This is a genomic window from Mycobacterium hubeiense (genome assembly GCF_002838065.1).
GTDB classification, from domain to species: domain Bacteria; phylum Actinomycetota; class Actinomycetes; order Mycobacteriales; family Mycobacteriaceae; genus Mycobacterium; species Mycobacterium hubeiense.
Genome location: NZ_PIZU01000034.1, coordinates 12,780 through 28,310 on the forward strand (window position 1 = coordinate 12,780; position 15,531 = coordinate 28,310).

15 protein-coding genes are annotated in these 15,531 nt (G+C 66.0%); 10 read left to right on the top strand and 5 right to left on the bottom strand.

The window, feature by feature from the left end:
• The first annotated feature begins 185 nt into the window (after nucleotides 1–185).
• The 10 genes from CWS39_RS21630 to CWS39_RS21675 are packed head-to-tail and all read left to right on the top strand — an operon-like array spanning nucleotide 186 to nucleotide 8,093.
• Complete coding sequence (locus tag CWS39_RS21630; RefSeq protein WP_142386903.1) at nucleotides 186–647, top strand: CBS domain-containing protein; 462 nt, start codon at nucleotides 186–188, stop codon at nucleotides 645–647.
• Between the two features lie 59 nt (nucleotides 648–706).
• Nucleotides 707–1,174, top strand: a complete 468-nt coding sequence (locus CWS39_RS21635; RefSeq protein ID WP_102144964.1) for a Na+/H+ antiporter subunit E — start codon at nucleotides 707–709, stop codon at nucleotides 1,172–1,174.
• The gene (locus CWS39_RS21640; protein WP_102144965.1) at nucleotides 1,171–1,467 is read left to right on the top strand and encodes an MrpF/PhaF family protein; all 297 of its coding nucleotides are present in this window, start codon (nucleotides 1,171–1,173) and stop codon (nucleotides 1,465–1,467) included. Before CWS39_RS21635 ends, CWS39_RS21640 begins: the two co-directional genes overlap by 4 nt.
• Nucleotides 1,464–1,778 carry a monovalent cation/H(+) antiporter subunit G gene (gene mnhG, locus CWS39_RS21645; protein WP_199178243.1) on the top strand — a complete coding sequence of 105 codons (315 nt, stop codon included), beginning with the start codon at nucleotides 1,464–1,466 and terminating at the stop codon, nucleotides 1,776–1,778. Before CWS39_RS21640 ends, mnhG begins: the two co-directional genes overlap by 4 nt.
• A gap of 10 nt (nucleotides 1,779–1,788) precedes the next feature.
• On the top strand, nucleotides 1,789–2,811 hold the full coding sequence (locus tag CWS39_RS21650) for a DUF4040 domain-containing protein (RefSeq protein WP_102145006.1): 1,023 nt from the start codon (nucleotides 1,789–1,791) through the stop codon (nucleotides 2,809–2,811).
• On the top strand, nucleotides 2,808–3,182 hold the full coding sequence (locus tag CWS39_RS21655) for a cation:proton antiporter subunit C (RefSeq protein ID WP_102144966.1): 375 nt from the start codon (nucleotides 2,808–2,810) through the stop codon (nucleotides 3,180–3,182). Before CWS39_RS21650 ends, CWS39_RS21655 begins: the two co-directional genes overlap by 4 nt.
• Entirely contained in the window at nucleotides 3,182–4,654 is a 1,473-nt protein-coding gene (locus CWS39_RS21660) for a monovalent cation/H+ antiporter subunit D family protein (RefSeq protein ID WP_199178245.1), read from the top strand. The genes CWS39_RS21655 and CWS39_RS21660 overlap by 1 nt, the downstream gene beginning before the upstream one ends.
• Nucleotides 4,647–6,125 carry a proton-conducting transporter transmembrane domain-containing protein gene (locus tag CWS39_RS21665; RefSeq protein ID WP_199178246.1) on the top strand — a complete coding sequence of 493 codons (1,479 nt, stop codon included), beginning with the start codon at nucleotides 4,647–4,649 and terminating at the stop codon, nucleotides 6,123–6,125. Before CWS39_RS21660 ends, CWS39_RS21665 begins: the two co-directional genes overlap by 8 nt.
• Nucleotides 6,122–6,418, top strand: coding sequence for a hypothetical protein (locus CWS39_RS21670; RefSeq protein WP_102144968.1), 297 nt, complete (start codon nucleotides 6,122–6,124; stop codon nucleotides 6,416–6,418). The genes CWS39_RS21665 and CWS39_RS21670 overlap by 4 nt, the downstream gene beginning before the upstream one ends.
• A complete protein-coding gene (locus tag CWS39_RS21675; protein ID WP_102144969.1) occupies nucleotides 6,408–8,093 on the top strand; it encodes a Na(+)/H(+) antiporter subunit D in 1,686 nt (561 codons plus the stop codon). Before CWS39_RS21670 ends, CWS39_RS21675 begins: the two co-directional genes overlap by 11 nt.
• A gap of 24 nt (nucleotides 8,094–8,117) precedes the next feature.
• Here the strand turns inward: CWS39_RS21675 and CWS39_RS21680 are convergent, their stop codons facing one another.
• From CWS39_RS21680 to CWS39_RS21700, 5 genes are all read right to left on the bottom strand, one after another.
• Nucleotides 8,118–11,060 carry a UPF0182 family protein gene (locus CWS39_RS21680; RefSeq protein ID WP_102144970.1) on the bottom strand — a complete coding sequence of 981 codons (2,943 nt, stop codon included), beginning with the start codon at nucleotides 11,058–11,060 and terminating at the stop codon, nucleotides 8,118–8,120.
• Between the two features lie 94 nt (nucleotides 11,061–11,154).
• Nucleotides 11,155–12,447 (bottom strand): ArsB/NhaD family transporter, encoded by a 1,293-nt coding sequence (locus tag CWS39_RS21685; protein ID WP_102144971.1) that lies wholly within the window; start codon nucleotides 12,445–12,447, stop codon nucleotides 11,155–11,157.
• A 4-nt stretch (nucleotides 12,448–12,451) separates the two neighbouring features.
• The gene (locus tag CWS39_RS21690; RefSeq protein WP_102144972.1) at nucleotides 12,452–12,895 is read right to left on the bottom strand and encodes a CBS domain-containing protein; all 444 of its coding nucleotides are present in this window, start codon (nucleotides 12,893–12,895) and stop codon (nucleotides 12,452–12,454) included.
• A 41-nt stretch (nucleotides 12,896–12,936) separates the two neighbouring features.
• Entirely contained in the window at nucleotides 12,937–14,556 is a 1,620-nt protein-coding gene (locus CWS39_RS21695; RefSeq protein ID WP_102144973.1) for a polyketide antibiotic transporter, read from the bottom strand.
• Nucleotides 14,553–15,413, bottom strand: coding sequence for an ABC transporter ATP-binding protein (locus CWS39_RS21700; RefSeq protein ID WP_431306165.1), 861 nt, complete (start codon nucleotides 15,411–15,413; stop codon nucleotides 14,553–14,555). The genes CWS39_RS21695 and CWS39_RS21700 overlap by 4 nt, the downstream gene beginning before the upstream one ends.
• Nucleotides 15,414–15,531 lie beyond the last annotated feature (118 nt).

The following is a 15,531-nucleotide window of genomic DNA, read 5'->3' on the forward strand; positions in this document are numbered from 1 at the left end:
GTTCCCTTCCAGCTTGCTACTTTGCGCGCGGTGTTACTACCGGTGGTTTGCGTGCTGGCGAACCGCGACACCACATTGCCGGTGGTCGGCAACGAGATTCGAGCTTTGATGGCGGTGTCGGGCATTGGGTGACGCAGGGCCGGTACCAGAGAATCGCGGTCACAAAGCAAACCCGGGAGACGCTGATGCGCGCTGCTGACGTCACCGAGACGTTGCCGACCGCGCGGCCAAGCGATGACGTTCTGTCTGCGGTTCGGTTGGTCACGCGACACCACTTACCGGGGCTCGTTGTCGCTGACGAACTGGGAGAAGTGGTTGGATGCATGTCGTCCGTCGACCTGCTGCGGCTGGCGCTACCACGCTACGTCCAGGAGGAACCCGGCTTGGCCCGGGTGTTCGATGAGGGGCACGCCGACCGCATCGCCGCCGCGTTGGTGGGCATCCGGGTACGCGACGTGATGAGCACGGCCAGCGCCCGAATTCCGATAGCCCGGCCGCAGGCGACCGTCATCGAAGTGGCCGAGCTGATGGCCGAGCGCTGCAGTCCGCTCGTCGTGGTCGCACGGGAGCAGGGGGGCACGCTCGGCGTAGTCACCGTCAACCACCTTCTTGAACTGCTGGTGGATGCTGCGGAGGGAACAACGTGAACCGGCCCGACGCGGCGAATGCGCGCGTAGGTGGTGCGCGGCGCAAAAGCGTCCGGCGGATGTTTCCGATGGTCCCGCTGCTCGCCGCGTTCTGGTTGATCCTCTCCGGTCATATCGAACCGCGGATGTTGGCGCTGGGCGCGGGGTCGATCATTGTGGTTTGTGCGATGACCTGGCGGGCGGAGGTCTACCAGCACTACGACCTCACGGTTCCGTTCCTGCTGCGCCTGCCGCGGTTCTTCCTGTGGCTGGGGGTGCAGGTCCTCGTCTCGTCGCTTGCTGTCGTGCGCAAGGTGTGGTCGCCTCGCCTGGCGCTCCGGCCAGTGGTGGCAGCGATACCAGCGCACGCCTTGCCGGAACTCACCCAGGTCACCTATGCCAACGCGATCACGCTGACCCCCGGCACCCTGTCCCTAGATGTCAGCGACAGGCTCATCCGCGTCCACGGCCTGGATAAGGCCGACATCGACGCACTTCGCGACGGGGCGATGTTGCGTCGGCTGCCACACACCGGAGGACGGCGATGACCTTCGTGGTGATGGCTGCGCTGCTGGCCAGCATGGTCCTGGCGCTGATCCGCGCGTTCGCCGGCCCCGGTCTGTACAACCGCATCCTCGCTGTCAACATGTTCGGCACGAAAACCGTGCTCTTCGTGGCGGTGGCCGGTTTTCTCTTCGGCCGACCGGACTTCCTCGACATCGGAATCCTGTACGCGCTGGTCAACTTCGTCGCGGTCGTCGCGGTGCTTCGTCTGAGCCACTACCAGGAACTGATCAGCGGGCCAGAAGGTCCAGAAGACATGGAAGGTGCGTACCGGTGAACGCGATCGCGGTGGCGGGCTACGCGTTGATGGGGGCCGGCGCCCTGTTCGTGCTCTCGGGCGGTGTGGGCCTGCTGCGGTTCCCGGACTTCTACACGCGCATTCACGCCGTCAGCGTCACGGACTCCGCCGGCGCCGGCCTCATCCTCGTCGGCCTGCTGCTGCTGCCGAGCGGCTGGTCCACTGAGGTCCGCCTTCTGATCATCCTGCTCTTCTTCATGCTGACCAGCCCGACCGCGACCCACATCCTGGCACACGCCGCACGCCGCGACGGCGTCCAGATGTGGCGGGAAGGTGACCGACGCCGCTGATGAAACCGTCATGACGACGTTCACTTTGATCAACGTCACGCTGCTCGCGATCCTCGCGGCGACGGCGGTGGCCATCGCGCGGATACGTGCCCTCTACGAGGCGACCATGCTGGCTGCATTGTTCAGCCTGGTCACCGCGACCTTGTTCGTGTTGTTGGATGCCCCGGATGTCGCATTCACCGAAGCAGCTGTCGGCGTCGGCATCAGCACCGTCCTGCTGCTCGGCGTGCTCGCACTGACCCGCTCATGGGAGGCAGTCACACCGCCGCGACGACGTCTGCCAGGACTGGCCGCCGTCGTCCTGGCCGGTGCAGCGCTCGGCTATGCGAGCCAGGATCTGCCGCCGTTCGGCGACGCCGGGAACCCCGTCCAGAATCACCCCGTCACCAACACCTACCTGTACCAATCCCAGCAGGAAATCGGGATACCCAACACGGTCACCTCGGTGCTTGCGAGCTACCGCGCGCTTGACACACTGGGCGAGCTGGTGGTCGTCTTCACGGCTGGCGTCGCGGTACTTTCGTTGCTCGGTCCGCTGGTACGGCCGGAGGAGGCGAGGCCGGGGGCTGACTTCCACCTCGCCGACTACCGCGTCATCCGCGTCATCACCGCCCTGCTGCTGCCATTCATTCTGCTCTTCGCTCTGTATGTGCTTTTTCACGGTGAGTACGGCCCCGGCGGCGGCTTCCAGGCGGGCGTCATATTCGCCTCGGGCGCCGTTCTCTACAGCCTCGTGTTCGGTCTCGACCGAGCGCAGTACGTGGTGCCGCGGCGCGCATTGTGGTCACTAGTCTCGCTCGGCTTGCTCGCATATCTCGGGCTCGGCGTCGTGACGATGGTGTTGGGTGATTCGTTCCTGAACTACGACGTGTTAAGTCCGAGCCACCCAGAGACCGGCCAACACCTCGGAATTCTGCTGGTAGAGGCGTCCATCGGCGCCACCGTCTCGGCGGTTATGGCGGGGATCTTCTTCAGCTTCGCCAGTTGGGGGGTCGCGAGCCGCGCGGAGGCGAGCATGGAGGTGCCGCGGTGATTGCCACCCACTACAACTACTGGCTTCTGTTCGCCATCATGCTGACCGGCCTCTACATCGTTATCAGCCATAACAACCTGCTGAAAAAGCTCATCGGCCTCACCGTGTTCCAGGTCGGCATACTTCTGTTCTTCATCGGCCTCGGCAAAGTCGCCGGTGGAAGCGCGCCGATCATTTCGGACCGCGTTCAGACCTACTCGCACCCATTGCCGCAGGTGCTGATTCTGACTGCGATCGTGGTGGGCGTCGCGACCCTCGCGGTGGGACTTGCACTGGCCGTACGCATCTTCGACGCGTACGGGACCGTCGAGGAGGACCAAGTCCTCAAGCGTGACGCCGCCGACGCAAACGACGACGACTCCGGTGACTGATGATTGCCCAGCTGCCGGCGCTGCAAGTGGCAATCCCGCTGATCTGCGCGCCGCTATGCATGCTGCTGCGGTCCCGGTTCGTGGCCTGGCTGTTATTCCTCGTCGCGGCGGGCGGTTCGCTGACCTGCGCCGCCCTGCTTGCCCAGCACGTGGCCCGGGATGGCGCGCTGCACTACGCGATGGGCGACTGGCCTGCTCCGTCGGGCATCGAGTTCGTGGTGAGCAGCTTCAACACGCCGATCTTGCTTCTGGTGTCGCTGGTGGCCGTGGTGACGGCGGTCTACGGACGCAGCAGCGTCGCCGCCGAGATAGACACCCGACGCATTGTGCTCCTGTACACGTGCCTGTGCCTCACCTTGTCCGGGCTGCTGGGCCTGGCCATCACCGCGGATGCCTTCAACGCGTTCGTGTTCCTCGAGATCAGCTCCCTCGCCACCTACACCCTGATCGCCATGGGCAGCCGCCGGCGCGCGCTGCTGGCCAGCTTCCACTACCTGGTGATCGGCAGCGTCGGAGCGCTCTTCGTGTTGCTTGGCATCGGGCTGGCTTATGCGCTCACGGGCACGCTCAACATGCCCGATCTGGCCGAGCGCCTGACGGATAGCCACGGCAACCGTGCCCTCTACGCCGCCGTAGTTTTCGTTTTCGTGGGCCTGGCGATCAAGATGGCGCTCTTCCCTCTGCACGCCTGGCTGCCTGGAGCCTACGCGGAGGCGCCGTCCGCCGTGAGCGTGTTCGTCGCCGCCACCAGCACCAAGGTCGCGATCTATGTGTTCTGCCGATTCGCCTTCACGGTGTTCGGCGCGGCGCTGGTGTTCGGCAGAATGCCGATCGAGCAGATCGGCCTGCTGCTGGCCAGCCTGGCGATGCTGGTCGGCTCTGCCGTCGCGTGCGTCCAGAACGATTTGCGGTACCTGCTGGCCTGGTCCAGCGTCGCGCAAATCGGCTACATCATCGCCGGGGTCAGCCTGGCCACCGCGGCCGGCGTCTCGGCCGCGTACCTGCACGTGATCAACCACGCCATCACCAAGGCGGCGTTGTTCGCGGCTGCCGGGCTATTGCTGCTGCGGCTCGGTTCGGTGCGGCTCGCCGACCTGGCCGGGTTGGGTCGCCGCATGCCCTGGACGTTCGCTGCGATCGCGGCGGCCGGGCTCGGGCTGGTTGGAGTGCCGCCAACAGCAGGGTTTGTCAGCAAGTGGGCGCTGGTGACGGCGCTGATCGAGCGGGGCGCGTGGCCCGTGCTACTGGCCGTGCTGGCCAGCTCGCTGCTCGCGCTCGTCTACGTCGGGCGCGTCATCGAGACCGCCTGGTTCCGCGAAGCTCCCGCCCGGGCAGAACCGGCGACCCCGTCCGTTTCGATGGCCGCGGCGACGTGGTTCCTGGTTCTGCTGTCGGTCTACTTCGGCGTCGACGCGACGCTCCCGGCCGGCCTCGCCGACGGCGCGGCGTCGGCACTGTTGGGGGGTGGGTGAGGTGCTCACGTGGCCCTCAGCCGAGCAGGCCGTCGCCCTGCCGATCGCGGCTGCCCTTCCGCTGCTGGCCTGCTGCGCTGTGCTGCTTCTGCGAAGCCGGCCGAACGCACGCGACGCGGCGTCGGTGGCCTGCGGCGTCGCGCTGGCGGTGGTGGTGCTGGCGTTGTGGCCAATGGCCAACAGCGGGCTGCGGTTCACGTTGTGGGCGTGGCTGCCCGGGGTTTCGCTCGAGCTTGCCCTCGAGCCGCTGGGTCTGCTGTTCGCGACCGTCGCCGCAGTGCTCTGGCCGGTGACCACCGTCTTCGCGGTTGGCTACCTGCGCGCCGAGAAGGATCACGCCCAGACCCGGTTCTTCGCCTTCTTCGCGCTGGCGATCGCGGCGGCGATGTGGATCGCGCTTTCGGCCAATCTGGTCACGCTGCTCATAGGCTACGAGGTGCTGACACTGGCGACGTGGCCGCTGGTCGCCCATCACGGCGACGCCGACGCGCGCCGCGGCGCTCGTACCTACATCATCGTGCTGCTGGCCACCTCCATCGGGCTGCTATTACCGGCGATCGTGTGGACCTGGGTGCTGGCCGGCAGCACCGAGTTCACCCCCGGCGGGCTGCTGGCCGGCACAGCCGGCCCCGGGGTGTTGACCGCGCTGTTCGCGCTCTACCTCTTCGGCATCGGCAAGGCGGCATTGATGCCGGTGCACCGGTGGCTCCCAGCGGCCATGGTGGCGCCCACCCCGGTGTCGGCACTGCTGCATGCGGTTGCCGTGGTCAAGGCTGGGATGTTCGCGGTCCTCAAGATCGCCGTGTACATCTTCGGCCTGGACACACTGCGCGAGAGCGGTGCCGCGGCACCGATGATGTGGGTGGCCGCTTTCACGCTGCTGGCCGCGGCGGTGGTGGCGATCCGGTCGGACAATCTCAAAAGGCGGCTGGCGTACTCGACGGTCAGCCAACTCGCCTACATCGTGCTGGCCGCGACCCTGGCCGACCGGGTCGCGGCAGCGGGCGGCGCGCTGCACATGGTCACGCACGCGGCCGGCAAGATCACGCTGTTTTTGTGCGCGGGCGCCATCGCCGTCACCGCCGGAAAGACCCGCGTGAGCGAGCTCGACGGGCTGGGGCGCGCAATGCCGTGGACGTTCGCCGCGTTTCTTGTCGCCGCTATCTCGATCATCGGCCTGCCGCCGCTCGGCGGTACCTGGAGTAAATGGCTGCTACTGCTCGGCACGGCCGACGCGGACCAGGCCATCATGCTCATGGTCCTGGTGGTGGGCTCGCTGCTCGCGGTGGCCTACCTGATGCCGATACCGGTGCGGGGGTTCCTGCGGCCACCCCTCGAGCGGCAGACACACGGTGAGGCGTCGCTCACGCTGGCCGGGCCGCTGACGCTGACCGCACTCGGCTGCGTTGGATTGTTTGTGGGCGCCGAGGTCGTCCTCGCACCGCTGGCCGCGACCCTGGGGCTGCCGTGAACGACGACGAGCGCCGCTGGCTGGACGAGCCGCACAACGTGACCCGCATCGTCTACGGGTTGTTCGCGATGTGCACAGTCGCCCTTGTCGCCGACCTCTTCTACACCAAGCACCCGTACTTCGACGTCGAGCGGTTGCCCGGCTTTTACGCCGTCTACGGCTTCGTGGTCAGCCTGACCTTGGTGCTCACCGCTAAGCAGCTCCGGAAGTTGTTGCGGCGCAACGAAGATTACTACGAGCCAGCCGAGGAGCCAGTCGACGAGCCACCGCGACGGGACGGCGATGATCGCTAACCCCGCTCTTCTGCTGATGCTCGGCGCGGCCGGCGTGCCGCTGCTGCGCGGCTGGCAAAGGCGCATGCTGATGGTGCTGCTGCCGATCGCCGGCCTGATTGTGCTGTGGACACTGCCCGAAGGCACCGGGGCCACCGCCGACCTGTTCGGTCTCGAGCTGACTTTGCTCCGGGTCGACGCGCTCTCCCGCGTGTTCGCGACCGGGTTCCTGATCGCAGCGCTGCTCACCACGATCTATGCGCTGCACTTGCGTGACTCCCTGCAGCAGGCGGTGATCCTCTTCTACGCCGCGTCGGCGGTCGGCGGTTGCCTGGCCGGCGACCTGCTGACGCTGTTCGTGTTCTGGGAGCTTGCCGGACTGTCGTCGGCATTCCTGATCTGGGCGGGCCGCACGGAGCGCAGCTACCGCGCCGGAATGCGTTACCTTATCGCACAACTGATTTCGGGGCTGCTGATGTTGACCGGCATCGCGATGCGGGTCGATGCCGGCGCTGGGCTGGAGTTCGGCTATCTCGGGCTGGACCGCCCAGGCGGCGCGCTGATCCTCGCAGGGGTTGGCATCAAGTGCGCCTTCCCGGTGCTACATGCGTGGTTGATTGACACGTACCCCGAATCGACGGTCGTCGGTGCGGTCGCGTTGTCGGCGTTCACCACCAAATTCGCCGTGTACACCCTGGCGCGGGGCTTTCCCGGCACCGAGACGTTGATCTGGGTCGGCGTTGCCATGACCGTTTTCCCGATCTTCTACGCGGTGATCGAAAACGACCTGCGCCGGGTGCTCGCCTACAGCATGATCAACCAGCTCGGGTTCATGGTGGTGGGCGTCGGTATCGGCGGCTCGCTAGGGATCAACGGCGCGAGCGCGCACGCCGTGGCCGACATGGTGTTCAAGGGCCTGTTGTTCATGGCGATGGGCGCGGTGCTGATGCGCACCGGTACCGCCAAGGGCTCCGAGCTCGGCGGGCTGTACAAATCGATGCCGCAGACCACGGTGCTGTGCATCGTTGGCGCGGCGTCCATCTCCGCCTTCCCTCTGTTCTCCGGGTTCGCCACCAAGTCGCTGATCATGGAGGCGGCCTCCCGGGAACACCGGACCGTCGTCTGGCTGTTGCTACTGTTCGCCTCCGCCGGCGTGTTCCACCACGCCGGGATCAAGATTCCGTACTTCGCGTTCTTCGCCCACGACCGGGGCCACCGGGTGGCGGAGGCGCCCCTGAACATGCGGGTGGCCATGACGATCGCGGCGCTGGTCTGCATCGGCATCGGGGTGGTGCCGGGTGTGCTGTACGGGATCCTCCCGTATGCGGTCGACTACGTGCCGTACACGACGCCACACGTGATCAACCAGCTGCAGCTGCTGCTGCTCGCCTCGATGGCCTTTACCGTATTGATCCGCACCGGCCTCTACCCGCCGGAAGTCCGATCGGTGAACCTCGATGCCGACGTCGTCTACCGGCGTGCTCTGCCGTCTACGTGGAATGCACTGTTGCAGTATGTATTTCAGCTACGTGAGGTGATGGTCCCGCCACTGCGCCGCGGGACCCAGCGGGCATGGGCCGCCGCGAGGGCTAACCTACCGCCCAACGGGCGGCTGGCAACGCCGTGGTCCACTACCCGCATGGTCTGGTCGGCCGCCGTCCTGCTCGGCACCGTGCTCCTGCTGGTCCTGCTATGAGCAGTCTGCACGGCTGATGGCGCCTTATCCGCCCGGATTCTCATTCGCGTCAACCGCCCGTTCCAGGCGCTCAAGGATCTCGCGCAGTTCCGCCAGCGTCTCGCGCAGTTCGGCCGGTGTGGGCGCTGAACCGTCGGGCTGAGGTGCAGGGGGTGCCACTGGGGCCGGCGGCTGCTGCGGGGCCGCGGGTGGGGGAGCGGTTTGCGGCAATGGGCGGGTGTCCGGTGAAGGGGGCGGCGCGGTGGCGGCGTCGCCACCGGGGGCCGTGGCGGCGCGACCGGTGCCGGGGCCGAACACCTGATCCAGTGCCTCAGCCAGGGTCGGTGCATAGCCGACGCGTACGCCACCACCGGCGCGCGGCTCTCGCACGCTGACCAGTACCCGGGACAGTTGTGGGAATGTCGAGCTGTTCGGGGCCGTCGAGATCCGTTCGGTGTAGAGCGGTTCGACGTAGAGCACGCCTCCGTCGGCAATCGGCAGCACCAGCAGGTTTCCGTAGTGAATCCTGTTGGACCGCTCCAGAAGCGTCCGCTCGGATGCCACCCGGGTGTCGGAGATCATCGAATTCTGGATCTGCTGTGGGCCTTGAGTCAGGGTGTCCGTGGGCAACTGAAGCACGGTGAGCTTGCCGTAATTTTCCGGATCCGACTGAGCCGAGATATACGCGGCGAGGAACTCCCGGTTGTATCCGACCATCGCGGTGGCCAAGCGGAACGACGGCTTCGCCGTCTTCTCGTCACCGACGAGGACATAGAACGGTGGCTGCGTCGGATTCGTATCGACGGTGGGGTCGCTCGGCACCGACCAGAATGCGTTGGTGGTGAAGAACTCTCGTGGCTCGTCGACGTGATACTTCGCGAGCAGCTCACGCTGGACCTCGAATAGGTCCTCCGGATAGCGGAAATGGGCGCGCAATTCGTCGGAGATTGCATCCTCGGATTTCACGGTGCCGGGAAACGCGCGCATCCAGGCCCGCAAAACCGGATCGTCGGAGTCGAACTCGTACAGCGTCACTGTGCCGTCGTAGGCGTCGACGGTCGCCTTGACGGAGTTTCGGACGTATGACACCTCCCTGCCGGGTCGCACGATGCCGGTAGCGGTGGTCACCAGTCCTTCGAGTGAAGTCTGTTGCGCGTAGGGATAGGTGTCCAGAGTGGTGTATGCATCGACGATCCAGACGATCCGTCCGTTCACCACGGCCGGGTAGGAGTTGTTGTCCGTCGTCAGCCAAGGCGCGACGCGTTGCACCCGTTCTCGCGGGTCGCGGTACATGAGCACTTTCGATTCCGAACCGATCGCGCGCGAGAAGAGGATCTTGTGCTGGCCGAACTTGGCGGCAAACACCGTGCGGTTGAACCAATTTCCGATCGGCACGCCGCCGGCGCCCGTGTAGGTGTACTTCGAAGCGTCGGTGTCGTATTCGCGGGGACCGCCGGGGCCGCCGACGATGGCATAGTCGGGATCGAACTGGGCGATCACCTCACCGAAATAGACGCGGGGTTGTTCGACGGGGATGATCTGCCGACCGGAATGCTGCGTGGCGATGTCGCTGACGGTGTAGAGGGGGTAACCGCTGTTGCTCTCCGAGGCCCCTGCGGCGTCGCGCACCGCTGCGTTCACCCGGTTCGCCGGTGCGGCGACGAAACCGTTGCCGTGGGTGTAGACGGTGTGCCGATTGATCCAGTCCGTTTGATTTCCGGTGAGGCTGTTCGGGGACAGCTCCCGGACACCGACGACGTAGTCCTGCAGCTCGCCATCGATGCGGTACCGGTCGAGGTCCAAATGCTCAGGGAAGCTGTAGAAGTTCTTGAGCTGTTGCTGTTGGGTGAAGGTTCGGGAGAGCACATTGGGGTCCAGTAGACGGACGTTGGCGATCGTGGTCGCATCGGCCGGAACATCGCGGGGTGACTTGGTGCCGACGCCCGGATAGTCCCGGTATTCGACCCATTCGCCGCCGATCCGATAGGCCTGACGGGTTGCGTCAATATTGCGTTGGATGTACGGGCGTTCGACGTCGGCAGCGTTGGGCCGCACCGAAAACTGTTCCATGAGCAGCGGCCAGATCCCACCGACGAGAATCGCGGACAGCACCAGCAGCGCCGTTGCCATTGCCGGAATCCGCATGTCGTGCAGGAAGATTGCGGCAAAGAATGCCGCCGCGCACAGCACCGCGATCGCCAGCAGCACGAGCTTGGCCGGCAGCACCGCGTGGATGTCGGTGTAGCCGGCACCGGTGAAGGTGGGCTCCTTACGGGCACCGGACAACAGCTGGTATCGGTCGAACCAATAGGCAACCGCCTTCAGCAGGATCAGGACTCCAGCCAGCACCGCGAGCTGAACACGGGCAGCTTGCGTCAGCATGCTCTTGCCCGTCGTCAGCTGTAGGCCGCCGAACAGATAGTGCGTCGTCAGGCTTGCCGCGAAGGCAAGGCACACCGCGACGAAGAGCCAGTTCAGAACGGATCGGTAGAGAGGCAGGTCAAAGACGAAGAACCCGATGTCGTGGCCGAATTCTGGATCCGCCAGGCCGAACGACCCACCGTGCAGGAACAGTTGAACGGTCACCCAACTCGATTGCGCGATCAGGCCGCAGAGCAGGCCGATGGCGAGCGCGACGCCCCAGCCGAACAACCGCGGTCGACGTGTCACCTGGACGCGGAACGGCGCGATCGGGTCGTTCGGCGCCGCCGGCACGAACGGGGGGCGGGTGCGGTAGGCCAACCACACGGCCAGACCGACGATGCCCCCCACCACCACCGCCACCGCGAAGAAGGTCACGAGCCGGGTTGCCAGGACCGTGACCCACACTCGGCGGAAACCGACCTCGCCGAACCACAGCCAGTCGACGTACGTGTTCAACACAGGGGGGCCGAACAGTAGCAGCACCAGCAGGCCGACAGCGGTGACGATGAGTACCCGGGCGCGCCGGGATAGCGTCGGGAGTGTGTCGGGCGAACGTGTGCCCATATGGTGCTCCGAAGCTCGGCGGCGCCGACCGCTGACCGATATCTCGAATTCTACGCCGGGTGTGGCGAACGTCCGGACGTTGAAATGGCCCCCCCTAGGCAAGCACGAAGTAGCGCAGCCACAGGTATACCGCGGCTAGTGCGATCGACATCACCGTGACGAACAGGCCCTTGCGAGTGAACTCCCAGAACGAAATGGGATTGCCTGCGCGGCGGGCGATTCCGAGCATGACGACGTTGGCGCTCGCCCCGACGGCGGTCAGGTTGCCGCCGAAGTCGGCGCCGAGCGCAAGCGCCCACCACAGCACGTTCGGGTCGGTCGGACCGGACAGCCCCGCGGCCAACTCGCTGACGATCGGCGTCATGGTCGCAGTGAACGGGATGTTGTCGATGATTCCCGACACCGGCGCGGAGACACCGAGAACCAACATCACAGTGAGGAGCGCATCCCCGTCGGTGAGCTCGGTTGCCGATCGGGCCAGTTCCTCGACGACCCCCGTTTTCACGAGCGCGCCGACCATGACGAACAGCCCCGCGAAGAACAGCAGGGTCTCCCACTCGACGCTGCCGAGGTAGTCGCGTTGCTCCAGCCGAGAGATCAGCACGAGTACGCCTGCACCGATCAGTGCGACGACGGACGGCTCGATGTGAAACAGCGAATGGCCGATGAACGCCGCGAACACCGCGACAAGGACCACACCGCACTTGATCAACAGCGCCGGATCGCGGATGGCCTCACGTTCATTGAGCGACATCACGTCGGCGACACGCGAGGGGTCGACGGCGAACGAGCCGCGAAACAGCAGCGGCAGCATCGCGATAAACACGACCATGACGACGATCACGATCGGGGCCATATGCACCAGAAAGTCGTTGAAGGTCAATCCCGCCCGGCTAGCGATGATGATGTTGGGCGGGTCGCCGACCAGTGTCGACGCGCCGCCGATGTTGGACGCGAACACCTCGGCCATCAGGAAAGGGATCGGGTTGATCGCGAGCCGTTCACACACCAGCAGCGTCACCGGTGCGATGAGCAGCACCGTGGTCACGTTGTCCAACATCGCGGAGGCGACGGCTGTAACGATGACCAGCAGGATCATGATCCGCAGCGGAGAACCGTTGGCGCGCTTGGCAGCCCAGATCGCGATGTACTCGAACACACCGGTCTGGCGCAGCACTCCGACGATGATCATCATGCCGAAGAGCAGGAAGATGACGTTCCAGTCGATCCCGGTTTCGTGGGAGTAGAACGCGTCGTCGGCTTCGACGATCCCGAGGGCGAGCACGATCGCGCCGCCGCAGAGGGCCACGAGTGTCTTGTTGATGCGATCGCTGGCGATCAGGGCATAGGCGATCACGAAAACGGTGATCGCGATTGTTGCTGACAATGGCCTAGTGTTTCAGCGCGGCCTCGAGCACCCGCGATGCGGTGATGACGCCGCGCAATTTCCCTTCCTGCATCACGGCGATCAGCGGGCTCCGGTAGCGCGCCATGAGGGCTGCCACTTCGATGATGGTGTCGTCGGCGTTGGCTGCCGGAACATCGACCAGGTGCTCCGGTAGAACTTCGCGCACCTTCTTGCCGCCGAGCTTGTCGGCGGCCCGATCGGCCATCGACTCATTGAGCACACCGGCCAGCGATGGATCGTCCTGAACGTACTGCGGCACGATGAATCGGACCACTTGTGACGCGGGTAGCACGGCGTACGGCCGGCCGGACTCATCGGTGACGATGATGCCCGGCAACCGGTGTTCGGCCAGTGTGCGCGCGGCGTCCAGCGCGTCGGAGTCGATTGTTATCACCGGGAATTCCTCGGCCATCTCCTCGGCATGCATATCAGCACGATACGTCCGTGTCAGTCACCGTCGGTTGCCTTTCATGTCGTCAGATCACGTCGGGAGTAGCCCACCAGGCCGGCGGCGACCATGGCCGCCGTGATGAGCGTGAGCGCCGCAACGCCCGTCCAGTCGGGTGGCGCATTGGGCACCGCGGCAACGTGTGCGAAGGGGGACAGGCGGGCCAGCATGTCGTTCGGCGCAACGGCATGCAGCAGGAAGCCGCCGACGACGGGTATTGAGCCGATGGCCCCGACCCAGGACGGCAGCCACCCGAGGGCGAGTGCTGCCGCGCCGAGCGCCAGGAGCGCGATCGGCATGGTGTTGGCGGCACCGGCCAGTGCCGCGCCGATGCCCAGCCCGCCCCCGGTGATGGCGGCACCGCCCCAGATCGCCAATGCGGCCGCCGTGTGCAACACGATCACGCCGACGGCCGTGACTGCGATTTCATTGCCGGCCAGGTGGTTTCGCGGGATCGGACGGGAGAACAGTGCGGTCCAGCGCCGGGCTTTCTCATCGGCAACCATGGTGGCGAGCCGCGTCGCGGCGTACAACCCGGTGGGGATCGCCAGCAGGCTGAACAACGCCGCAGCGAATCCGTTGGCCGTATCCAGCCCGGCGAATCCCGCGGCGGCGGCGAGCTCGGCGAATCGGCGATTCTGTTCGAAGAAATCCAGAATCGTGGCGATCACCGCGCCGATGAGCAGGAAGTACGCCGCGACACCGATCACCCAGCCGAGGGTGGGCCGAAGGGCCCGCCGCACCGCGAATCCGCCGACCGACCCCAACAGCCAGACCCGCGGTGGGCGGCGCGTCCGGACCGCCACGATGCCGCTGTCGAGGTCGCGGTGGCGGGCGGCGATGACGGCGGCCGTCGCGAGGACCACCGGAAAGACAGCCAGCACCAGAAGCGGCGCGATGCGGTTGTCCGCGTACGGCGCGGACCGCACCACGAGCCCGAACGGCGTCACCCATGCTGACCACGCCAGGGTGGGCACGCCGTCGGACAGCATCCGCAGCAGCAGCCCGACGCCGAGCCCCGCCACCGTCAGACCCACCGCGGCGGGCCTACTCGGCATCACTTGCGCGGCAAGGACTCCGGCGCATGCGAGGGTGAGCGATACGCCGACGACCCCGATGCCGTACAGGGCTGCGCCCGTCGGATCCGTGCCCGCCGCGAGCAATCCGATCGCGACGAGACAGCCGATGAGTGCGGCGGAAACGCCCAATGCGATCAGGCACCGCACCACCAGGTCCACCAAGCGCAACGGTCCCGCGAGCAGCAGGCTCCAGCGCCCGGCGTCCTCTTCGCCACGGGTGATGCGGGTAGCGGTCAGCAGCAGCCAGACACTGGCCAGCAGTAGTACCGGCACTCCGGTGCGCCATACGGTGAATCCACCGGCCGTGTCCAGAGCCACCGGCGGGCCGAACAGTGTCCGGATGGCGGGATTGTCGGCCAAGGCGCGCAAGGAGGATTGATCGAGTGCGCCGTGGAACATCGATTCATACTGGGCGGCAACGAATGTCGTCATCCCTGCGCACAGCGCCGCCACCACGAGGGCGCCACGGCGTACCTGGCGGAATGCCAGCATCCCGACGGCGCGCCCGGCCGCCGGCCCCAGAGGTGTCACCCCCGACGTGGGCAGAACCGCCGCGGTCATCCGACGGCCTCGCCGTAGTAGTCGAGGAAGATCTCTTCGAGGTTGGGTTCGTGCATGGCGATCGCGGTGATGTCGCTGAACGCCAGCGCACGCAATGCCGGGGCGGGCGTGCCGGTAAAGCTGAATCGCAGCCGATTCCCGTCCAGGCGTTCGACTTTCGACACACCGGGGACGTCGCGCAACATCGGTTCGCCGTCGCGATAGGTGACCTCCACCACGGTGCGGCGCATCCGGCGCAGGTCGGCGATAGTGTCGATCTCGACGAGGCGCCCGGCTCGCAGAATCGCGACCCTGTCGCACACCGCCTCGACTTCGGCGAGCTGATGTGAGCTGAGGAAAATGGTCTGACCGCGGTCTCTGGCCTCGGTGACGCAGCGACGAAATTGGCGTTCCATCAATGGATCCAAGCCGCTGGTTGGTTCGTCGAAGACGAGCAGTGGTGCGCGGGTTGCGAATGCGGCAACCAGCGCGACCTTCTGCCGATTACCGGTCGAGTAGGCCTTTGCGGGCCTGTCGAGGTCGAGGTCGAACAGCTCGACCAGCTCGGCGCGATACCCAACATCGACGCCCGGGCTGAGGTTGCCGAGTAATTCGAGGATCTCCGCGCCCGTCAAGGCCGGCCACAGCGCAACGTCGGCCGGCACGTAGGCAAGGTGTTGGTGTGCTTGATGCACGTCTTCGGCGGGATGGCCGAAAACGGTTGCAGAACCTGACGTCGGTGCGATGAGGCCGAGCAGCATCCGAATGGTGGTCGACTTGCCGGCGCCGTTCGGCCCGAGAAAACCGAACACCTCACCGGGCGCCACGGTCAGGCTTAGGTTGTCGACGGCGAGGATGCGTCCGAACCGTTTGGTCACGCAGTCCAGGTTGGATGGCGGCAGGCGCGCGGACGGTGGACACCGCCGAAATAGCGGCCACAGCAAGCCTTTCACGAGTCGGGCCATTGACAGCCGACCCGACTTCCCGGCGCACCAG

Excerpts from the sequence above, each read along its gene's own strand:
- CWS39_RS21630 (WP_142386903.1), top strand. The coding sequence starts at position 186 with ATGCGCGCTGCTGACGTCACCGAGACGTTGCCGACCGCGCGGCCAAGC.
- CWS39_RS21690 (WP_102144972.1), bottom strand. The coding sequence starts at position 12,895 with ATGCATGCCGAGGAGATGGCCGAGGAATTCCCGGTGATAACAATCGAC.
- CWS39_RS21640 (WP_102144965.1), top strand. The coding sequence starts at position 1,171 with ATGACCTTCGTGGTGATGGCTGCGCTGCTGGCCAGCATGGTCCTGGCG.
- CWS39_RS21635 (WP_102144964.1), top strand. The coding sequence starts at position 707 with ATGTTTCCGATGGTCCCGCTGCTCGCCGCGTTCTGGTTGATCCTCTCC.
- CWS39_RS21680 (WP_102144970.1), bottom strand. The coding sequence starts at position 11,060 with ATGGGCACACGTTCGCCCGACACACTCCCGACGCTATCCCGGCGCGCC.
- CWS39_RS21650 (WP_102145006.1), top strand. The coding sequence starts at position 1,789 with ATGACGACGTTCACTTTGATCAACGTCACGCTGCTCGCGATCCTCGCG.
- CWS39_RS21675 (WP_102144969.1), top strand. The coding sequence starts at position 6,408 with ATGATCGCTAACCCCGCTCTTCTGCTGATGCTCGGCGCGGCCGGCGTG.
- CWS39_RS21660 (WP_199178245.1), top strand. The coding sequence starts at position 3,182 with ATGATTGCCCAGCTGCCGGCGCTGCAAGTGGCAATCCCGCTGATCTGC.
- CWS39_RS21695 (WP_102144973.1), bottom strand. The coding sequence starts at position 14,556 with ATGACCGCGGCGGTTCTGCCCACGTCGGGGGTGACACCTCTGGGGCCG.